The sequence below is a fragment of the Ruegeria sp. BI12 genome (assembly GCF_056537985.1).
This window is the reverse complement of sequence record NZ_JBQFSL010000002.1, coordinates 907013-926884: the sequence shown is the minus strand read 5'-3', so window position 1 is coordinate 926884 and position 19872 is coordinate 907013. Positions and strand designations below refer to the sequence as shown.

General features: G+C 54.0%; 17 protein-coding genes. 6 read left to right on the top strand and 11 right to left on the bottom strand.

Going from position 1 to position 19872, the window contains the following annotated elements; translation table 11 throughout:
• Positions 1–27: 27 nt before the first annotated feature.
• The gene (locus tag ACR0AK_RS17335; protein WP_480794273.1) at positions 28–663 is read left to right on the top strand and encodes a TetR family transcriptional regulator C-terminal domain-containing protein; all 636 of its coding nucleotides are present in this window, start codon (positions 28–30) and stop codon (positions 661–663) included.
• A gap of 570 nt (positions 664–1233) precedes the next feature.
• Here the strand turns inward: ACR0AK_RS17335 and ACR0AK_RS17330 are convergent.
• Positions 1234–2913 carry a BCCT family transporter gene (locus ACR0AK_RS17330; RefSeq protein ID WP_480794272.1) on the bottom strand — a complete coding sequence of 560 codons (1680 nt, stop codon included), beginning with the start codon at positions 2911–2913 and terminating at the stop codon, positions 1234–1236.
• Between the two features lie 334 nt (positions 2914–3247).
• Here ACR0AK_RS17330 and ACR0AK_RS17325 point away from each other — a divergent pair, with 334 nt between their 5' ends.
• Positions 3248–4180 (top strand): LysR family transcriptional regulator, encoded by a 933-nt coding sequence (locus ACR0AK_RS17325; protein WP_480794271.1) that lies wholly within the window; start codon positions 3248–3250, stop codon positions 4178–4180.
• Between the two features lie 255 nt (positions 4181–4435).
• Here ACR0AK_RS17325 and ACR0AK_RS17320 read toward each other — a convergent pair whose 3' ends face one another.
• Positions 4436–4879 carry a PACE efflux transporter gene (locus tag ACR0AK_RS17320; RefSeq protein ID WP_480794270.1) on the bottom strand — a complete coding sequence of 148 codons (444 nt, stop codon included), beginning with the start codon at positions 4877–4879 and terminating at the stop codon, positions 4436–4438.
• 103 nt (positions 4880–4982) lie between these two features.
• On the opposite strand from ACR0AK_RS17320, the gene ACR0AK_RS17315 reads away from it, so the two are divergent.
• Complete coding sequence (locus ACR0AK_RS17315) at positions 4983–5861, top strand: LysR family transcriptional regulator (RefSeq protein ID WP_480794269.1); 879 nt, start codon at positions 4983–4985, stop codon at positions 5859–5861.
• Positions 5862–6011: 150 nt separating this feature from the next.
• Here the strand turns inward: ACR0AK_RS17315 and ACR0AK_RS17310 are convergent, their stop codons facing one another.
• On the bottom strand, positions 6012–6509 hold the full coding sequence (locus tag ACR0AK_RS17310) for a MarR family winged helix-turn-helix transcriptional regulator (RefSeq protein ID WP_480794268.1): 498 nt from the start codon (positions 6507–6509) through the stop codon (positions 6012–6014).
• A gap of 118 nt (positions 6510–6627) precedes the next feature.
• Here ACR0AK_RS17310 and ACR0AK_RS17305 point away from each other — a divergent pair, with 118 nt between their 5' ends.
• Positions 6628–7662 carry an adenosine deaminase gene (locus ACR0AK_RS17305; RefSeq protein WP_480794267.1) on the top strand — a complete coding sequence of 345 codons (1035 nt, stop codon included), beginning with the start codon at positions 6628–6630 and terminating at the stop codon, positions 7660–7662.
• A gap of 4 nt (positions 7663–7666) precedes the next feature.
• On the opposite strand, the gene ACR0AK_RS17300 is transcribed toward ACR0AK_RS17305, so the two are convergent.
• Both ACR0AK_RS17300 and ACR0AK_RS17295 read right to left on the bottom strand, forming a co-directional pair.
• A complete protein-coding gene (locus ACR0AK_RS17300) occupies positions 7667–8059 on the bottom strand; it encodes an SAM-dependent methyltransferase (protein ID WP_480794266.1) in 393 nt (130 codons plus the stop codon).
• Between the two features lie 11 nt (positions 8060–8070).
• Positions 8071–8955: a DMT family transporter gene (locus ACR0AK_RS17295; RefSeq protein ID WP_480794265.1), complete on the bottom strand. Its 885-nt coding sequence runs from the start codon at positions 8953–8955 to the stop codon at positions 8071–8073.
• 101 nt (positions 8956–9056) lie between these two features.
• On the opposite strand from ACR0AK_RS17295, the gene ACR0AK_RS17290 reads away from it, so the two are divergent.
• Positions 9057–9647 (top strand): TetR/AcrR family transcriptional regulator, encoded by a 591-nt coding sequence (locus ACR0AK_RS17290; protein ID WP_480794264.1) that lies wholly within the window; start codon positions 9057–9059, stop codon positions 9645–9647.
• Between the two features lie 523 nt (positions 9648–10170).
• On the opposite strand, the gene ACR0AK_RS17285 is transcribed toward ACR0AK_RS17290, so the two are convergent.
• From ACR0AK_RS17285 to ACR0AK_RS17260, 6 genes are read right to left on the bottom strand one after another with little or no spacing between them, the layout of a single operon-like run.
• On the bottom strand, positions 10171–11226 hold the full coding sequence (locus ACR0AK_RS17285; RefSeq protein ID WP_480794263.1) for an ABC transporter ATP-binding protein: 1056 nt from the start codon (positions 11224–11226) through the stop codon (positions 10171–10173).
• The gene (locus ACR0AK_RS17280; RefSeq protein WP_480794262.1) at positions 11226–12473 is read right to left on the bottom strand and encodes an MGH1-like glycoside hydrolase domain-containing protein; all 1248 of its coding nucleotides are present in this window, start codon (positions 12471–12473) and stop codon (positions 11226–11228) included. The genes ACR0AK_RS17285 and ACR0AK_RS17280 overlap by 1 nt, the downstream gene beginning before the upstream one ends.
• 5 nt (positions 12474–12478) lie before the next feature.
• On the bottom strand, positions 12479–13687 hold the full coding sequence (locus tag ACR0AK_RS17275; protein ID WP_480794261.1) for a carbohydrate ABC transporter permease: 1209 nt from the start codon (positions 13685–13687) through the stop codon (positions 12479–12481).
• A complete protein-coding gene (locus ACR0AK_RS17270) occupies positions 13687–14919 on the bottom strand; it encodes a carbohydrate ABC transporter permease (RefSeq protein ID WP_480794260.1) in 1233 nt (410 codons plus the stop codon). The genes ACR0AK_RS17275 and ACR0AK_RS17270 overlap by 1 nt, the downstream gene beginning before the upstream one ends.
• 57 nt (positions 14920–14976) lie before the next feature.
• On the bottom strand, positions 14977–16332 hold the full coding sequence (locus tag ACR0AK_RS17265; RefSeq protein ID WP_480794259.1) for an ABC transporter substrate-binding protein: 1356 nt from the start codon (positions 16330–16332) through the stop codon (positions 14977–14979).
• Complete coding sequence (locus ACR0AK_RS17260; protein ID WP_480794258.1) at positions 16329–17489, bottom strand: LacI family DNA-binding transcriptional regulator; 1161 nt, start codon at positions 17487–17489, stop codon at positions 16329–16331. The genes ACR0AK_RS17265 and ACR0AK_RS17260 overlap by 4 nt, the downstream gene beginning before the upstream one ends.
• A 691-nt stretch (positions 17490–18180) precedes the next feature.
• Here ACR0AK_RS17260 and ACR0AK_RS17255 point away from each other — a divergent pair.
• Positions 18181–19353, top strand: coding sequence for a hypothetical protein (locus ACR0AK_RS17255; protein WP_480794257.1), 1173 nt, complete (start codon positions 18181–18183; stop codon positions 19351–19353).
• Positions 19354–19872 lie beyond the last annotated feature (519 nt).

Here is a 19872-nt window from a genome sequence, read left to right as displayed (position 1 = left end):
TCGTAAGCCAATGGAAAAATTGAAAAAGTGCAAAACTCCAATGAAAAAAAACGTGGTTCTAAGCGGGATCCGGAAGCCAACAGGCAACTGCTGATCAACGCGACTCTGGACACGATTGCCGATATCGGAGTGACTGACACCTCGGTCAGCCGTATCTGTGAACGCTCCGGTCTGTCGCGCGGAATGATTCACTTGCATTTTGGCGGAAAGGACAAATTACTGACCGCGGCGGCCAAGTATTTCAGTGCTCAGTATTATGCCGAGATGGACAGATTGGCCGACCTAGGTTCGGATGCATCGCCCGAAGACCGAGTGATGGCTGTGATCGAGGCGGATCTGTCTGAAGTGCTACTCAATCCGCGGAGTACAAAAATCTGGCATGCATTCCGAGGCATCGCGAGCGCACACCCAGGCGTTGCCCGTTACAGCAGCACTCAGGATCACAGGCTTGTCGAGACATTGCAGCTTGCGTTCTCGGAGATAGCCCAAGAAAATGGGGGCGACGCAAACTTGGCAGACGATGCCACCAGCGGAACGTTGGCTTTGCTGGAAGGTATGTGGGTAATCTACCTTACCGATATGCAGGGATTTTCGCGACGTCGTTCTGTCAACCTGATAAGAAGATTCCTATGCGGACTTTTCCCGGGTAGGTTCAAATTGTGAGCCTCGAAGACGCTCAGATCTAAAATTAGAACAACCTCTTCTTGCCAAGCCGACCACTGTTATTCAAGAGTTCCCTGACCGGTGTCTCCGGCGGCTAGCAGCAACGTCTCGATGTCGCCCCATTACGCAACTACAGCGGCGTGCCTTATTTTCCGGGCATTTCTGTCGAAGCCGATCCGGAATAGAGTCTTTTCCAATCTTAAAACTTCGAAAATAATTTTCTTTTTTCAAACTGTCCGTATGGAACCCCAACTTCGTCCAGGTAGGCCGCGCTCTTGTCGCCCAAATTCGAGGCGATCGATACCGCTTTCCTACCGGTCGACCTTGCCCACCGCTGCCGTAGTGCGGCCCGTCTGAGGAGGCATTCGCTGCCGAGTAACATCTAGGTCGTACAAGTCAGAAAACGCGGAAAGCTGACTTTGCAAAGTTCAACCTAAGACGCAATTTCGATTATGATCAAGCAGTCAGTAAGCGGCGCTAAAACCCGAATTTTTGATGGATTTCTTTGTAGGCTGCCATCATATTTGTGACCCTAGGCATGTCCTAGGGTCACCGTTGGTTACACGAATACTATTCGGCTGGCATCGTTGATGTTTCTGGATCAATAGTTGATGCAACCCCGGCGGCCTCGCGGCGTCCATCGTTCCAGATCGCTTTGATCAACGCGATACACATCAGCGCCATCACGATAGAGAATGGTAGTGCGCCGATTACCATAGCGGTTTGGATTGCCCCGGTTCCGCCTGAGATCAGCAGACCACCAACCACCAATGCCAGCGCTGCACCCCAGAACATGATGTGCGGGCGTGCCTTGGGTCCTTCGTCACCGGCGGCGTTGATCGTGTTCACGATCAGAACGGCCGAGTCAGCAGAGGTTACAAGGAACGTCATCAGCAAGATCACGATGACAACCGCCATAGCCCAGGCAAGGAACTCTGCGATTGGCGCGAGCATGTACGTGGTCATGGCAAAGATCTTGTCGCCATTTGCCGCATCAAGGATCACACCATTTGCGCCGCCGTTCAGTTCCAAATCAATCGCTGTACCACCGGCCCAGGCGAACCAGACAAAGCACATCAGCGACGGCACGATCATCGCACCCAGCACGAACTCACGGATCGAGCGCCCGCGCGAGATGCGCGCAAGGAACAATCCGACGAAGGGTGCAAATGCGATCCACCAAGCCCAGTAAAACACCGGCCACCAGCCTTGCCATTGTGCCAACAGGAAGGATTCAGACCCTTCGACACCGTCCGACGCATAGACGTTGAAGCTGAGCCAAGGCAGAGCGACCAGATAGTCCCAAATGCCAACAAAGAATGCCTTAGCGCCAAAGAACGTAGCTCCAAACAGGATGAAGAATCCCAGCAAGAAGATCGACAACGCCATGTTGATGTTCGACAGCCATTTGATGCCTTTGCCAACACCGGACAACGCCGACAGCGTTGACGCACCCATGATGACCAGCAAGGCGACGATGATGCCCAACGTCGTAGCCGAGCCATCCGAATGTGCCAAACCGCCAATTCCGATACGCGTCAGGCCCGCCACGAATTGCTCAACACCAAAACCAAGCGTCTGTGCCACACCGAGGATAGTTGCAACGACAGCGACGATATCGATGAGGTGGCCGAGGTTGCCCGACAGCGCTTTGCCAAAGAGCGGCGTCAGAGACGAGCGGATCGTCAGGGGAAGCCCGCGGCGATAACTGAAGAACGCCAGCGCAAGGCCGGCAATCGCATAGCACGCCCAAGCGCCCAGACCCCAATGCAGATAGGACCAGACATAAGCCGTGCGCACATTGTCCGCGTCAAGGGCTGTTGTAACACCCTGAATAACTGACGGGTTGTTCTTGAAATGCGCGACGGGTTCCGCAACGGCCCATGTCAGCATCCCAACACCGATACCGGCACCGAACATCATCGAGAACCACGAGAAGTTCGAGAACTCGGGCTTTTCGCCCTGAACACCCAGGTTCAGACGTCCGGCCGCCGGCCAGATGGCCAAACCGATACAGACAATAACAAACCCGGTGACAACCCAGATGTACCACGCGGCAAACTGGGCCAGGATGGCTGCATTCCAGTCGCCCAGGATTCTGCCGGCCTGAGTTGGCCACACGATGCACCAGACAACTAACAAACTGATGATGATTTTACTTACAACTGTCACGTTTACGCTGAACCCCCGATAAAAACCGTTGTTAGCGGTCTTAATCGGAAGTTCTGAAAGAGGTGGCTTTATCGCCATAATCAACTTCTCCCTGACTTTGATATTCTTCTGGAACTGTCTGCTGGTTTTAGCCTGACCGCCCATATTGCCGGGAAACCACTGAGCCCAGCGATGCACACAAGTCGCATCACCGTTCTCACTGGGTCCGGGGATTCAAAAATTTGCTGAAATTCTCAGCTTTTAGCGCCAGCGTATGCATGCGAATTTCGTTAATCGCATGGCTGTCCGCTCTTATGGCCGCGGCCTTGTATTGTTATCATTGGCTCCCGTGTTTCTCTCACAGGGCTGCACTCGCGCCCATTGGCATAGTTTTTGGTATAAATTTTCTACCTTTTGCAGTAGCTGAGTAATTATGGATGACATTAACAGAGTTAATACCAATCTAAGCCGGAACCTTGTGGCGCTTTTTGCGTTCGAGATGGTCGCAAAACATGGAAACTTCACAAGTGCCGGAGACGCCCTCGGGCTGACCCAGTCCTCCATCTCGCAACGGATAAAAGGTCTGGAGGTTGATCTGGGCGTCGTCCTCTTCAAAAGAGAACACCGGGGCGTTTCACTGACCTACGAGGGTTTGAGGCTTTTGAATGTGGTCAGACCCGCAATGACGCAGATGAACTATGCGGTAAACTCTTTGCTGGAACGCAAAACTAAACCGAGTGTTCGAATCTCGGCTGACTTTGCGTTCTCAACATTCTGGCTGTTACCGCGTCTTGGTTATCTCCGAGAAGAGATCGGGGATGAAATTGAATTTCAGATTTTGGCCTCAAATGTGCCGCCCAGCCAGGATGATACCGATTGCGACATTCGTATCCATGTTGCGCCCAAAGACCGGATCAAACCTGATGAAATACTAGTCTTGGAAGAGATTGTCGCCGCTGTTTGCAGTCCTCAGCTATTAGAGAAGATTGGGCCAATCCAAAATCCCGCGGACTTGCTGGATGTTCAACTTTTGAGTCTGTCAAAACCTGCAACCGCAGAGTGGCAAACCTGGCAAGGATGGTTTGATAGTTTGGGCGTAACGGGCGAAAGAAAGAAAAATTATATCAGTTTCAACAACTATGACATGGTCACCCAGGCTGCTTTGTCTGGTGAAGGTGTCGCGTTGGGCTGGATTGGATTGATTGACGATCTGCTTAATAAGGGGTCACTGGTGACTGTTACGGACGATTTAGTCTTCAGCGACGCTGGTTATGTAATGTCACGAAGTCATACCAACTCGGGCAGGGGGCCCAGGCTTGTGTTCGACTGGATCGCGGATCAAGTTCTCGCAACATCTTCGAAATAGCGCGTCGTCGGATTGTTCGGTCAAACCTGCCGTTAAGTCAGGTCAATTCGAAAAACTACTGCAATTCTGCACGCCTCGAACCAGCATTGAAAACTCTTTCTTTTCGCGCTTTACGAAATTTCAAAAAATTGGTCGAGAATGTCGGTTACAGGCTGCGATGTGCCACAAACGCCCGACGCGGAGTACGGCAGTGTTGAGATCAATTTGGATAATGCTGTGCGAAAACATATCGGTAAGGCAATTCGATTGAATCATCTAAACCGATTTGGTTTCCAGCGGGAACAACCTGTCATATGCCAAAGTGAAAAAATAGGTATAGGCAACGACGAAAGACGTGACGACGATATCCGTCATTAGCGCTTCCAATAACCCAATGCCCAGCCACCAAGCGTAGATAGGAAGTGACGTTATTACCAACGAAACTTCAAACCCCATTGCATGCAGTATCCGCCCAACATGCGAGCGTTGACTGGCAACGCGCCCGGCACGGGCATCAATCCTGTCAAAAGCCCAGTTATAGATAAGATTTAGAGCCATGGCCTTGACTGCGAGGACCACTCCAAGCGCGCCGATTTCAGCAACCGGTTTGTCAAAAAAAGCTGCGCCGACAGGCACTAAGAAAGCCATCAACAACAGTTCAAAACTGATTGTATAGCGAAGACGATCCTTGCCCGTTCTTAAGGTGACTTTGTCCGACATTTCCAACTCCATTGTTGGATTGTGTTCTATTGAGGTTTTTAGATAATTATAGTTAACTACTATCTAAATATCAGATAGGTATACGATGCCGTCACCTGAGAGTTTGCAGGCCTTTGTACTGGCCGCAGAGCTTGGCTCCTTCTCTGCAGCCGCGCGGAAGATGAAGAAAGCCCAGTCTGCGGTATCAACTGCAATCGCCAACCTTGAAATTGATACGGATCTTCAGCTTTTTGACAGAAGCAGCAGGTCTCCGACGCTCACTCAGGCGGGCCAGTCGCTTTTACCATATGCCAGGGGCATTTTGCTCGGAAACCAGGAATTTCACGCCAAGGCGACATCGATGTCGGAAGGGATCGAGGACAATGTCAGCATTGCAGTCGAGCTGGGGGTCAACCTGATACCGATTTTGGATGTATTAAGCGATTTTTCAAATGAGTTTCCCGACGTCTCGCTTGAAATCCTGACCACTGGCCCAAACGATACGGCGACATTGCTAAAAGAGGGGCGTGCAACACTCGGCCTCATGACCGAACAGGAAAGTTACCCGACCGGTTTTCAGTTTCGAGGGGTCGGATATTCAGCATTGGTTCCGGTCTGTGGTACATCTCATCCGTTGGCAAAACTGGATCGTGTCGCTCACCGAGACCTCAGGCAATATCGGCAATTGGTTCTCAGAAGCCGTTCACGTGAAATCCCCGGCCAGGTCGGCGAAATCAAGAGCGCATCGATTTGGTATGCGGAAAACCCCCAAATGATCCTTGAGCTGGTTTTGCGTGGATTGGGATGGGCTGAATTGCCATTGCCAGTTGTCAGAGAATTGCTGAGATCGAACAAGCTGGCTCAAATGGAATACACGTTTCAGCAAAGCGATGCACTGGAAGGGATTGACCTTGTCTGGACAGAGCAACACGGTCTGGGCAAAGCAGGTCAGTGGGTGCAGAGCCAACTCGTTAATATTCCGCAAAACGTTTGGAAGGATTGAGCAAAAAGCGTTCCTCGCAATAGATCGGCCATTGAGGGCAAAGTTGCGCATCTGGGAAACTGTGAGGCTTGGTTCTGAAGGTCTGCTTCAGTCGTCGCTGCGGGTGCGAATTAGACGACCAACTGAACTCACATTACCCATCATCGGCACTCAAGTTTCAATCTTACTCATCGCGGAAAAAAGCGCGCATCGTATGCTTTCAATGTCGTCCGGGCGGCGAAAATTTTCAAAATGTAGCTTGTCGTGTTCCATCACCTCTTTCATTGCACGTTCGATGAGGTGTTCGCCTGTATCGGTTAGTTGCACAATCTTACTGCGACCATCGCTTGGGTTGGGGGCCCGTGTAACCAAACTTCTGCGCTCAAGGTCGACCAAAATATTGGCTGCACCACCTGTAGTCAGGAGCGCAGACTTACAGAGGTCTGATGGCGTAAGCTGGCGGGGTTTCGGCTGCGCCCGAAGCGCGACCAGAACTTCGAAAGCTGCGTGAGTGAGATCGAAACTGGCCAAGGCTTCCTCCGTGCGCGCCCGGATCAGTTCATTCAAACGGATCACCGAGAAAATAATGTCGGTTTCCGGCGAGGCTGCTTCAGGCCAGTTGAGCTTGATCCGCTCGAGAAGTGATCGAATTGGAACCTGGTCGGCCATGAGCATCCCCTTATTACGCCTTCAAGCGTAATTTACCTTTACAGAAAGGTAAACGATCATTATACCTTTATAGAAAGGTAAATGGGGGGCGTGTGAAATGTGCAATTTAGCGAACGCTTTGATCGATAATCTGCCCAAAGCAGAACTGCATGTTCATATCGAAGGAACCTTGGAACCCGAGATGATGCTGAAGTTGGCCCGTCGAAATAAGGTAACGCTGCCCTATGAGACGGTCGAGGACGTGCGAAGAGCTTACGAGTTCGACTGCCTCCAAGATTTTCTGGATCTGTACTACCTCGGAATGTCCGTGCTTGTTACTGAGCAGGACTTCTTTGACCTGACTTGGGCTTACCTGACCCGCGTGCATGCAGACCGTCTGACACATGTTGAACTGTTCTTTGACCCCCAGCCGCATATGGACAGAAACGTCGCCTTTGAAACTGTTGTCGAGGGGATCACACGCGCGCTTGAGGCAGGGGCAAGGGAGTTCGGTATTTCGTCCAAGCTGATCATGTGCATCGTGCGCCACCTGCCCGAAGAGCATGCTTTCACCGCTTTGGAAAGCGCGAAGAAGCATAAAGAGCACATCCACGGTTTCGGCATGGACAGCACAGAACGTGGCATCCCTCCTGCGACTTTTGAGCGTGTTTTCAAGGCGGCGCGGGAAGAGGGGTTTGTGCCCGTTGCCCATGTGGGCGAAGAAGGCACGTCGGAAAACGTCAAGGAAGCGCTCGACCTGCTCAGGATAGAGCGTGTGGATCATGGAAACCAAGCTCTGGATGATCCAGCGCTGGTGTCGCGCTTGGCTCGTCAGAAAACTCCGCTGACAATGTGCCCTATTTCCAACTGGCGGCTCAAAGTTATCCCGGATTTGACCAAGAGCCCGGTCAAAAAGGCGTTGGATGAAGGTCTTTTGGTAACAATCAACTCGGATGACCCGTCCTATTTCGGCGGCTATATCAATGACAATTATCGCGCCGTTCAGAAGAGCTTGAACCTCAGCGAAAAAGACGTCATCCAATTAGCCAAGAATTCCTTTGCTGCTTCGTTCTTGAACGCCTCCGAAAAACAGGCGCAGTTGGACAGGATCGACCATCAGGTCGAAACGCTGCAAAGAACCATGAGCTCATCCGGTTCATCGTCCAGACAATAGGGCATCACTTCGTGTCCGGTTTGATGTCGAGCAGCCTGGTCCCGTTCAGACAATCCATGCCCCTTACCTTGATGCGCCCGTCCGTGATCGCTTCGATCTGGACGCGCGCCGCTGCAATCGGGTTGGGGCGGTGAGGAGAGCGCAGTGCAAAGACGCCACGCGGGATGCTATCGCTCCGGCCGCCCCGATTCTGAATAAGCAGGTTCCTATCAACGCCTTCCAGCCAGTAAAGCACGAGGATAGTTTGCCCGGTTTCCAGGCCTAAAAGCCCTTGTGCAAACCGAGAACCCAAAACGATATCGCATCGTGGGCCATCGGCCTGCACATTGTTCGGGCAATCGCCCAACGACTGAAACGGTGTTTCGATATGGCCGATGAACGTCAGATCGAATGTCATTGTCCGCCCGTTCACTTCGAAGGTCTGTTTGCCAGCATGGTGTGAGTCAGCAGTGTCACAAGGATGACGCCCCCGCCTGCAAAACTGACCAGTGGCGGGATTTCCCCGAAGACCCCATAGGCGAAAAGCGGGGCCAGAACCGCCTCGGCCATTAGGATCATGCCCACCTCAGGTGCGGTGATGTATCGGGTGGCCACTTGCGACAGGACCCTCCCGAACGGCGCAGTGAACAATCCCATCACGGCCATGACCGCCCAAGTGCTTGCGCTATAGGTCGACGGTGTCGCCAGGAACACCATCACGATGGCAAGAAATAAACCGCCCATGCCGACACTCGCCATGCGGCTCACAGCCTGAAATCGACGCAAAAGCACCATGTTCAGCGAGACAAAGCTGACCGCGATCAGCGCCAGTGCATCTCCAAGAAGGTTACCTGATCCGAACGAACCGGACACGACGATGGCAATGCCGACCATCACCGCTGCAATGGCGATCCAGGTGGCGCGTCGTGTCACCTCACCCAGAAAGACCCAACTGAATAACGCGGCCAAGGCGGGGGATGTGCTGAGGATTACGATGGCATTGGCGACCGAAGTGTTCTTGAGGCTGAAGATCAAAGTAGTCGCGCTTCCCAGCATCAGTAGGCCTGAAACGATGACGGGCCAACCACTTGCCCTAAGTGTTCCGATCAGCCGCTTGTCCTCGCGCAGTTGAATGAAGATCGACATGGATAGGGCAGTGAACAGGCCAAATAGAAAGGCCGTGTCAAAGCCACTCACGCCGGACAGGCGAATGAAGATCGCGTCGAAACTCATCAGCGTGGCCCCGGCCAGAGCGATCAGGACGCCTGTCATCTGGGCACTACCGAATGGTGAGCGGATTGACGTGTCGGTCATGTTGCGGCTCCTAAAATCATACTGGCAAGTATGCATAATGATTCTTGAGGTGGAGTCAATATTGTCATACTTATTGGTATGATTACTTGAAGGGCCAGCTCATGGGCAAAATGGAAGCTAAACGAGAGCAAAAGCGCCACGCCATCCTTGAGGCTGCGGAACAAGCGTTTTTGACTGACGGGTTTTCAGACGCCAACATGGACGCTATTGCCGCGCAGGCCGGTGTGACCAAGCAAACGGTGTATCGCTATTATCCGTCCAAGGCTGACCTGTTCCGTGAAACCTTGAAAGCGATGGGTGCAAGGCATGATGACAACGCAAGCGATCATCTCGACCTTCCCGACACCCAGGAGGCGCTGCGCCGCTTTGCCGTCAGTTTCATGCAGGCCCACCTGACCAAAGAACACCTGTGCACCTTCCGTTTGCTTGTCTCGGAGAGTGCCCGTGCCCCTGAGATGATTCAGGCTTTCTTCTCGGTCGGCCCCGCCGGAACCGAAGAGCGATTGCGGCGGTTCTTTACTGAGCGGCTTCAAATCCATGATCCTGCCCACATGATCCGCTTATGGACCGCCATGTTGTTCGCATTTCAGGATGAGGCCCTGTTGGACGTGCGACATCCAACCAACGCGGAACTTGAGGATCATGCAACAAGGGCAACGCAAGTCTTCCTTTCTGGCATAACCACGCAATGATAAACCCGGAAGTAGAAGTGGGTTTTGTATCAGGTGCTGGAGGCCAGAATTATCCACATCTCGGAGTTTGCTAAGCTCGGCGATGAATGTCAGCTATGGATTGGTTCCTGACATCGGAAGCAGCGCGGCATCCTGCGGTATGAGGTCTGTGCCAACGTCGGGTTGTCGTTTTTGGTGGGCATGGCGGATCAGAGGATCAGTCATGGAAAATACCAAGTCTTCCTGCCATTCGCGCACTTCGGCCAGCCTGGAACAAGGGCCGCTTCGTAGGTCAGAAGCGGCCACTGAAACGTAAGCATGACTGGGCAATCTGGGTACGGTTTGAATTGGCAGAGAACTATCGCGACCTCGCGCTGTTCAACATGACAATCGATAGCAAGTTGCGGGGTCGCGACCTGGTAAAGATAAAGGTCGTTGATGTCATTGTATCTAGTCTAATGAAGGACCGGACTTCGGTCCTTCAGAGTGAGACGCAGAAACCTGTGCGCTTTGAGATAACCGAAGTGGCTGATCGGTGAATTTGCTATCCAAGCCCCAGAGCCTGCCCGTTTTCATCAAAAAAGTGTAGTTTGTCGGTTGGGAAGCGCAGACCAATCGTCGCCCCAGGCTTTAGGTCCGTATCTCCATTTAGGCGGACCGTAACTTTTTCTTCGCCGCCACTATCAACGATTAGGAAAGTATCTGCGCCCAAATACTCGATTACCTCAATGATACCATCGCTTTGGCCATCACCAGCTGCGACTACCTCAATATGCTCAGGCCGCACGCCGAGTTTGGTTGCGTTTCCTGATAGATCAAACCCACCACTACGACCGTGCTCCAGCTTGTAAGTGCCGCCTTCAATCGTGCAGGGCAGGATATTCATCTTTGGACTGCCGATGAATTGGGCCACGAACAGATTGGCAGGGCGCTCGTAAAGCTCTCGCGGAGTACCGACCTGCGCGATCTTCCCGTATTCCAGCACCACAATCCGGTCGGCGAGTGTCATGGCTTCTACCTGATCGTGCGTCACGTAGATCATTGTACGCTTGAGGCTTTGGTGAAGTTTGGCGATCTCATACCGCATCTCAACCCGAAGCGCTGCATCTAGGTTTGAAAGCGGCTCATCGAACAGGAACGCCGTCGGATCACGTACGATGGATCTTCCGATTGCCACCCGCTGCCGCTGACCGCCAGACAGGTCCTTTGGTCTGCGCTCAAGGAATGGTCCCAGCTTGAGAACCTCTGCGGCCCGGTTGACCTGTTCGGCTATCTCGGCCTTTGGAACACCGGCAACTTTCAGCGAGAACCCCATGTTCTCAGCAACCGTCAGGTGCGGGTACAGCGCATATGATTGGAACACCATCGTCAGCCCGCGTTTTGATGGCGGATGATCTGTAACGTCGCTGTCATTGATCAACAGAGACCCGCGCGAGATGTCTTCGAGCCCACCAATCATACGCAGCAAGGTAGACTTCCCGCAGCCGGACGGGCCGACGAAGACAATGAACTCACCCTCCTCGATCTTGAGATCTACGCCCTTGATGACCTGTGCCGAGCCGAACCATTTTTCGACTGATTTTAGTTCGATGCTACCCATCAGGCCCTCCCTGCCCAGTGAAGCCAGACAGCGGCTGTCCACGTGAATGCCTGGCCACCCGCAGGACTGCCGGTTTTTGGGTCGAAGTATTCTGCGAACCCATAACCGGATATCAGTTCGGCAGTTTTCTGGCGCAGCTGTTCTGCCTGTTGTGCATGCCCCATATCCGCCAGGCCAAACCCGATCATCATGTTCATGAAGGCCCAGGTCGGACCTCGCCAGTAACGACGTGCGTCGAATTTCGGCATATCCGGATCATAGCTTGGAACGGGGTAAGGCACAGTTTCCAGAACTGATTTCAATCCCTTAAGCATCCGATCAGACTCCATGCCAGCGTACCAACACAAGTATGACGCGTTGGAAATACTGTCGGCCATCTCCCCGGTATGCGCGTCACGGGAGTCGAAGCTCCCAAGGTCCTCGTTCCAAAGCGAGCGCGCGCCGGATTCCAGCGTTTCAATATCCTCACTCAGGCACTCGGCCTCCAGTCCGAGCTTCTCGCTGATCATCAGCAAGTCCCGTGCAGCACGAAGAGTGGTGAACGTCATAGTGGGATCGGCGACGCGGAACGGGTTCAGGGACAACAGGGCTTGCTGGTCCCATCCCGCATCTCTGCCGATCTGAACCAGCTTGATGTATCGGTCGTAATCGAACTTTGTAGGCCGGTCGTCGCTGTTCACGTGGCTGGTGTCGCGGCGCTGGTATTCCCCAACATCCGACGCATCCATGCGCGCCATGGAGTTGTCCCAATCAGGGGCGTTGTCGCGACCCGCCTCCCACGGATGGGTCGTGCACACGGCACCGAATTCATCAAGGCGCCATTTCATGATCCAACGATGCCACGCCAACAGTTTAGGGAATAGCTCCTTCATGCGAGTATCCCCAAACGCGGTATCCTGTTCCCAGATTTTACGAGCCATGGTCGCAGCAATGGGGGGTTGGATGATGCCCGAAGACGGGATCGGGCCATTGCATCCCCAAACATCGGGACCGGGGAAATACCCTTCATCCTGCTGGTGGAAAAGGATATGCGGAACCATGCCATCTGCCCATTGCCCGGTGAACAGCGTCTCGATCTCAGTCCAGGCGCGGTCGAGGTCGAACTGGGCAAAGCCAAGCGCGGCAATCGCGCTGTCCCAGTTCCACTGGTATGGGTACAGACCTTCGGTCGGGATGGTGTAGCCGCCGCGATCGTTGGCAATCAGGATATTGCGCGCCTCGCGGTCGGGGTTCGTATGTTGGTTCATCTGTGTCATCCTTTGACAGACCCCGCTGTGAGGCCCTTGGTCATGAAACGTTCAAGCCCCAGGAACAGCGCCATGATTGGAACGGTGGCGATCACCGCACCGGCCATCAGGTGCTGACGGGGAATTTCTGAGGAGTTCAGCATCGTGACCCCTCGGGTCAGAGTGAATTTCGACGGATCGTCCAGCAGCATGAAAGCCAGCAGGAATTCATTCCAAGCGATCATGAAGACATAAAGTGAAACCGACGCCAGCGCCGGCAAGCTAAGGGGCAGGGTGATCTTCCAGATCACCGCTAGACGCGACAGACCGTCCATCAGCCCGGCCTCTTCCACTTCGGTCGGAAGACCCCGGAAATATCCTTGCAGCATGTACAGTGCGACCGGGATTGTGGTGACCGGATAGATCATGACGATGCCGAGGATTGAGTTACGCAAGCCGGTCAGTGAGAAGGCGATATAGATCGGTAGCGCCAGAACGATCATCGGCACCATGTAGATCAACAGGATCGAACGCGAGAACGCCTTTTGACCCTGAAACCGGAATCGCGCCACCGCGTAAGCTCCGGGCACGCTGAACAGTAGCGTGATGAATACCGTCAGGACCGAGACGTAAAGAGACGTCCATAGGTAGGTCCCGAAATTGAAGTCACGGAACAGTTCGGTATAGCTGCGGAACAGGTCGGTGCCCTGGGACAGGTCGACCGAGAAGTCCAACGGGTTCTGCAACAATGCCTGTTGAGATTTCAGGCTGGTCATGACCATCACGTAGAACGGGATCACGACGATTGCCGTGAAGAAAATGTACCCGAACCCTGTGCAGAAGCGGATCACCGCCTCTTCGTATTCATGGCGCGTGAGCTCTCCGAATGGCGTTTCTTTCAGGATTGCCGCCAAGGAGAGGTGCATGACGACGGCCATGGCGATAACTGTGACCAAAACCGCCTGCAGGGATGTGTCCGAGCCGATCAGAACCGGGCCAAACCCGGTCAGCCCAGACAGGCCCAACAACGCCGATATGCCAAGGCGGGCCGGAGCACGCTGCGCGGGAAAGCGGACATATACCAAACCGGCGACCGCACCCCAGATCAGGCAGAGCAGAACTTGCGGGCGAAAAGCGGCCCCGGTTGAAAACGACATGGTGATGGCAACGGTGGTGGCGACCACTACTAGCCACAGCGCGCCCAAAACCGGAGCGGTAAGATACCCTTTGCGCATCACAGACCCTCCTCACGGCTGATGAAGCGGAAGAAGACAAAGCTGAAGGCGATCAGGCACATCAGGATCACGACGGCCACCGCCGCACCTGCACCGATGTTCGAGATCGCAAAGGCTTGTTCATAAACGTTCACGGTCAGCGTGCGGGTGCCCGCATTGCCGCCGGTCAGAAGGAAAATGTCGTCGAACTTGTTGAACGTCCAAATGAAGCGCAGCAGGAACAAGACCGACAGGATGCCCAGTAGTTGCGGGATGCTCAGCAGCCAGAATTTTTGGAACGGAGAGGCCCCGTCCATATCCGCCGCCTCATACATGCTGGAGTCGATTGACTGCATCCGGGCCAGAATGAACAGGAAGGACAGCGGGAAGTAGCGCCAGATCTCGAACACTGTGACCATGATCAGCGCCAGCGGGCGCTCACCGAAGAAATTAATCGGCTCGCTGCTCAGCCCCATCTGCACCAGCAAAGCGTTGGCCGATCCCGAGAAGGGATCGAAAAGCGTGACCCAGGTGAAAGCGACGGCGATGACAGGGGCGACATAGGGGAACAAGTAGAGGCCACGAATAAACCCCTGACCCCTAAAGCTTTTGTTCAACAGCAAAGCCGCGAACAAGCCCATGACCAAAGCGCCGATCGTGCCGAAGACCGTATAGAACAGCGTGACCCAGAGAACGCCCCAGAATTCCGAGCCGTCAAAGACGCGGGCAAAATTCTCGAGGCTGAATTCAAGGTTGGTCAGAACGTTTGGCCCGCTTCCGGTGAGGCGCGGTTCGGAGTCCTCGACGATTTCTTCGAATGCATCTGGATCGCCGTCGATTGTGACCGGGATGCGGACACGCTCACGTTGACCGCCATCTAAGGTTCCAAAATCACAGAACAAATCCTTCCCGTCCAGAACACAGGGTGCCGTGACCTCGCCCACAGCAACTCCGTCGGGCAGCACATCGGTCAGGGTCACGCCTTCGATGGCGAATTCCTGGCTGGAGTTCCTTAGACGGTATTCGATCCGCAGATCGTCACCAGAGCCGCGCAGGCTTTCACGGACAACCGGAGCAGGCGGGCGCAGGTCGGACAGGGTAAACGGCTTGAAGCTGATCCAGATGATCGCCAGCAAGGGCAGGATCACCACAAGCGACACGCTGATCACGGTCGGAGCCAGCAGCGCCCAGGCCAGACGCGCCTCGCGTTTGGCAAGAGCCCCGGTTCCGGTCGGTGGGGTGGCCGAAGACATGGGATACCTCGAAGGGTTGCGAGCAGCGGCGCGAACGCCGCTGCAGGTGCTGGTTGATTACTGAACTTTGGCCAGCTCTTCGTTCATGGCTGCAACTGCGGCAGCCGCGTCAATCTCATCATCGATATACTGCCGGACCACGCGGTTGATGGCCTGAGAGTTGATCATCTTCGACGCCAGCGCCAACTGACCCTCGGCCACGCCCCAGCGCTGTGCAACGTCCAGACCGCCCACGATCTCGTCGATCATCGCTTGGTCATAAAGCTCACCCAGGGGGGCCTTGCGGTCAACGCCTACAGGCAGCTCGGCCCATGCTTCGGAGAAGGCTGTCGGATTGTCGGCGTTGCCGCGACGAACAGGGAACTTGCCCTCTGGTGCAATCGCCAGAGTTTGGGTGTACCCGTCATCCATCGCGAATTTCACGAATTCCATCGCTGCATCAGTATCCGCATCGTTGGTAATGCCGAAATACCGCACGTCACCCCAGGCTGCGCCATCCGGGTTAGACGGACCAGAGAAATTGGTGACAATACCGGTCTTGCTCGCCAATTCGCTTGAGGTCGGATCGTCGCTAATTGTTGGCGGAGCGCTGTCACGCAATCCGGCCAGTTCATCCAGAATGAAGGGAGACCAAATGATCATTGCTGCCTTGCCGTCGAAATAGAGCTCTCGCGATTGCTTCCAGTACAGCTCACCCGGAGGCGACGCTTTTGAGATTGCTTTATAGAAATCGAGAACTTCAGTTGTCTTGGCCTCATCCAACGGCTGGAACCCATCAGTGCCAACCGGCGAGACGCCATTGGCGAGGAACACATGCTCCAGCACCTGGCTCATGAAGTTTTCATCGACTTTGGTCGCTGCAACGAAGCCATACATTTCAGGCGGGTTGTGCAGTTTCTCCAACGCCGCCAATACGCTGTCAAACGAGTTGGGCGCATCCAGCCCGGCTTCGTCAAACAGGTCTTTGCGGTAGACAACCATTTGCGTCCAACCATCGACAGGTACTGAGGCTGTTTCGCCATTAAAGGCCGCCATACCCAATGCGCCGGGTGCAAATGTGTCGGCGCCCAGCTCTTCGATCACCTCTGTCGCAGCTTCGGTGTCAAGGATACCTGCTTCGGCCCAGGGCAGCGCATATTGTAACGGATGATAGACGACATCAGGCAGATCTCCTGCTGCGAAGGCTGCGGTCGCTCGCGTGCCCAGATCGGTCTCGGTGACCGGGATCACCTCAACGGTGGTGCCGGTTTCCGCTTTGAATTGGTCCGCCATTTCCTGCTGCTTTGCGAGCCGCTCTGGTTGCTCCTCAGTTGTCCAGAAACGAATTGTGTCTGCCTGTGCCGACACGGCTGCCAGGGCCAGCGCCAGCGATGTGCCAAGCATCAGTCGAGATGCCTTTGGTGTAAGTTTCATGATCGGTCTCCTCCCCGATTTTCATTTTTGAATTGTGTAATTTTTCGCGCCAACTCTTCAGGTGTCAGGCGCGGTGGTCCATCGGATTCCCGTTCTAAAAGAACGGCTTCGCTCAGCTCACGAAGGCTTTCCGGTGCTTCTCCACGGGTTTGCCGTATGAGCATTTCAGCAAGGCGTTCGCCAGCCCGCTGTGAATCGACGCTGAATGTCGTAAGACCCGGGCTGACGTATTGGCTTTCGGGTATGCCGTCATACCCAAGGATCGAGACATCCTGACCGATTTGCAGGCCAAACTCGGCGCAAACAGTGTATGATCCCAATGCCGCCAGATCAGTCGCAAAGACGATCCCGGTCGGCGGACTCTCCAATTCCAGCAAAGCTCGCGCCTGGATTGCCCCTTCATCACGGGTGCGCGCGCCCTCGCGGATCAGTTCAGGATCGATAGGCAGGCCAGCGGCCCTCAGACCTTCGAGATAGCCATCGCGTCGAAGGTGGCTGTAGTTGAATTTCGGATCGCTGCCGACAAAGCCGATGCGACGATGGCCAAAGCCGCTCAAACGGCTGACGGCGCTACAGATTGCCGTCTCACCTGAGATATCAAACCAAGATGTATAGCTGTAAGTTTCCGCCTGCCCGTATCCTGTTCGACCATAGAGTATGAATGGAACATTCAACGCGCTTAGATACTTGATACGAGGGTCGTCGACTTCCGTCCTGGGCAGAATAAACCCATCCGCTTTGCGCTCTTCCACAAGGCGCCCCAGAACGTTGAGCATATCCTCTTCGGACTTGGCCGTTGAGATAGTCATCGTCCAATCGAATGCGCTGGCACCTTCGCAAGCGCCTGCCAGAAAGTCCTGCAGAAACGGATTATGCCGGTCCGGTTCCCCGCTGTTAATGACCATCGCAATTGCACGCACTTTCCCTGTGCGGATCGCCTGCGCGTGGCTAAGCGGGCGATAGCCCATCTTCCTTGCAGTAGTTTCGACCCGTTTTCTGGTGGAGTCTGAGATGTCGGAATACCCGTTCAAAGCGCGCGACACGGTGCTCTTTGAAAGACCGAGGTGATCAGCCAACTCGTCCAGCTTCACCCTTCGGGAGGAGGGATCGCGACGGAGCGAAGATTCGCGCTTCAGTAGACTGGGATTCGGTCTCATTTCACTATTTGTTCGCTCCGAAACCGGTTTCGGCAATGAAAAAAATCGAAAAACTCATCAGATTACTCTTTTGACCGCACTAAATGTCCGGTGCTCCGATGCTCACCTGTTCTCTAACAGTTCGAGGAATTTTACTTGTTTGATTGGCAAAGGATGCCCGCTGAACGTTTTCGAGGCGACCGGTCAGGTCAGGGATTATACCGGTTCGATGAAGCTCGTGTGCGCAATGTCTGCTTTTCACTGACCGGCTTGCTTCATTCGCAATTGCAGCGAACTTCCGCTTTTTGGCCAGGTGCCGATGTCTAAGCCACTAGGCCGCATGTGCCGCGTTGGTTTTTGGAAGTTTTCAAATCAGCCAAATGGGCCGAGAGCCCACCATCAAATCCGCTGAAAGTTGCGTTCTCGCCTGACAAAAGTTGGCATTCTAACCGGACAAGTTGCGATTCATACCGTACGGTAAAATTTCTGGAAAAGGTGGCTGTGCGGGCAGTTTCCAGCTATCCATTCTCCCCCAAATTTCCCTGAAAACAGGGAAGTTTACAGGGAAATGGTGTGTTTCAGGATTGTTCTGCGCCGCCATTTCTGGAGAAAGGCAGACATTTCAATTAGATGAAGGTGAATTCCCTAACTTGTGGAACAGGGAAATTCTTGATTTCGATCATGCGGGTTGTTTGGCTTTTAGGGGGAACTCGTGGGGATAAAGGAAGGCAGCCAGGTTTCAAAACTCAGCAGGGAAGAACTCTACAGTTTGGTCTGGCAAAAGCCTATCATTCGGTTAGCAGAGGAGTTCGGGCTTTCCGATCAGGGTCTGGCGAAAATCTGCAGAAAGTTTGAAATACCTCGGCCACCGCGCGGTTACTGGGCCAAACTTGAGGCGGGAAAGAAAGTCGAGCAAGCCCCTCTTCCAGCGCCCCCAGCCGGTTCCTCCAAGATTATCGTAATACGTTCAAGTGAACCGCAACCCGATGCCATCAAGGAGGCGCGCCAAGCGTCGAAGGCACTTGAGGAAAAGATTGAAGTTTTCCAGATCCCGGAAGATCTGCGGCGCTTGCACCCTGTTGTTGCCGGTTGGGTGGCGAAACACAAAGCGGATCAATCAAAACGACGCACAGAACGACGAAACTCGCGCAGTTCGTGGTACGTCCGGGATCCAATTTCAGATTTAACGGAGAAAGACAGCTACAGGTTCCGCGTTACCAATGCGTTTCTGAAGGCGGTTGAAAAGCATGGGTTTGCAGTCAAATCCAGCCACGTGAAAGGCTCAATCGAACTGGAGGTGTCAGGCGAGAAGCTCGAAGTAGCAATTGCACAAAAAATGATGCGCAAACTGAAGGCCGGTCCGGATGATGAGGGGTGGACGGCTTTTCCTGAACATCACCAAGCCGGGCTTTACCCGTCGGGTTTCCTACGGTTTTCCATAAAGGGCTGGGGTATTTCCCAAAAAGACTACATTGAGACCGAAAAACGCAAGGCGGATAAACTGCTGTTTAAACTCATCGCCCGCGTTTTGGCCGCCGAACCTGAGCTCCTAAAAAGACGGAAAGAGCACGAAGAGTGGCAACGAAAGTACGAACAAGAACGTGCAGAGCGCGCGGAGCGTGAGCGCTTAGAAAAGCTCGATGCCCAACGATCGGGCAGTTTGATTTCGAAAGCTCAGGACCGAAGCCTATCACGGCAAATCAGGAGCTTCATAGAAGAAGTTAGAGTTGCTTCGGCCAGCAGAGAGATTGTCGAAATTGACGGGAAATCTATTGACGAATGGCTGGAGTGGGCTGGGGCGAAAGCGGAAGAGTTGGATCCACTAAACAGCGTTGAGGACATTTTTGCACTTCCGAAGGATCCGTACAGCTTTGGTCGTTGGTAACGCGTGCAGAGCTCGGCACGATCGGTAAGCGCCATTATGTTGAATTCTGGTTGTGTGCTGCAGTAGGCCCAATCAGGCCCTGCAGAGGCGATGCGCGCGCTGCTCTATAGATAGCAAGATCGTCGAGACGAGCGATGAAAGTAAGTCGTGATGATCTCGTCCTGTGGCGTTCGGGCCGTCTACGTCTCCTGAGACCGGCGACAGCGTCACCGAAGACATTGAACAGGACGATATAGACGCCGGTTCAGCCTTTCGTTTTCCCGGTGAACCCTTGAAGACTTGGTTTGATGCAAAGCGACGATTGAACGAAGAGACCGGACTAAAACTGAACTTCAGCTACCAGACGCTTTGGCGCCTCATCGATTGGGGGCCAGACAGTATCCTTCTGATTGGACGTGACGGAGGCTGGATTGGGGGCGCTGGCGCAGAGGTGTGCTATGAAGCGCTGGTTTGGAGCAACGGACGAATCCTTACCTTGGGGCCGCCTCCAGAGACCCAGTAGGGCTATTGTGTTAAATC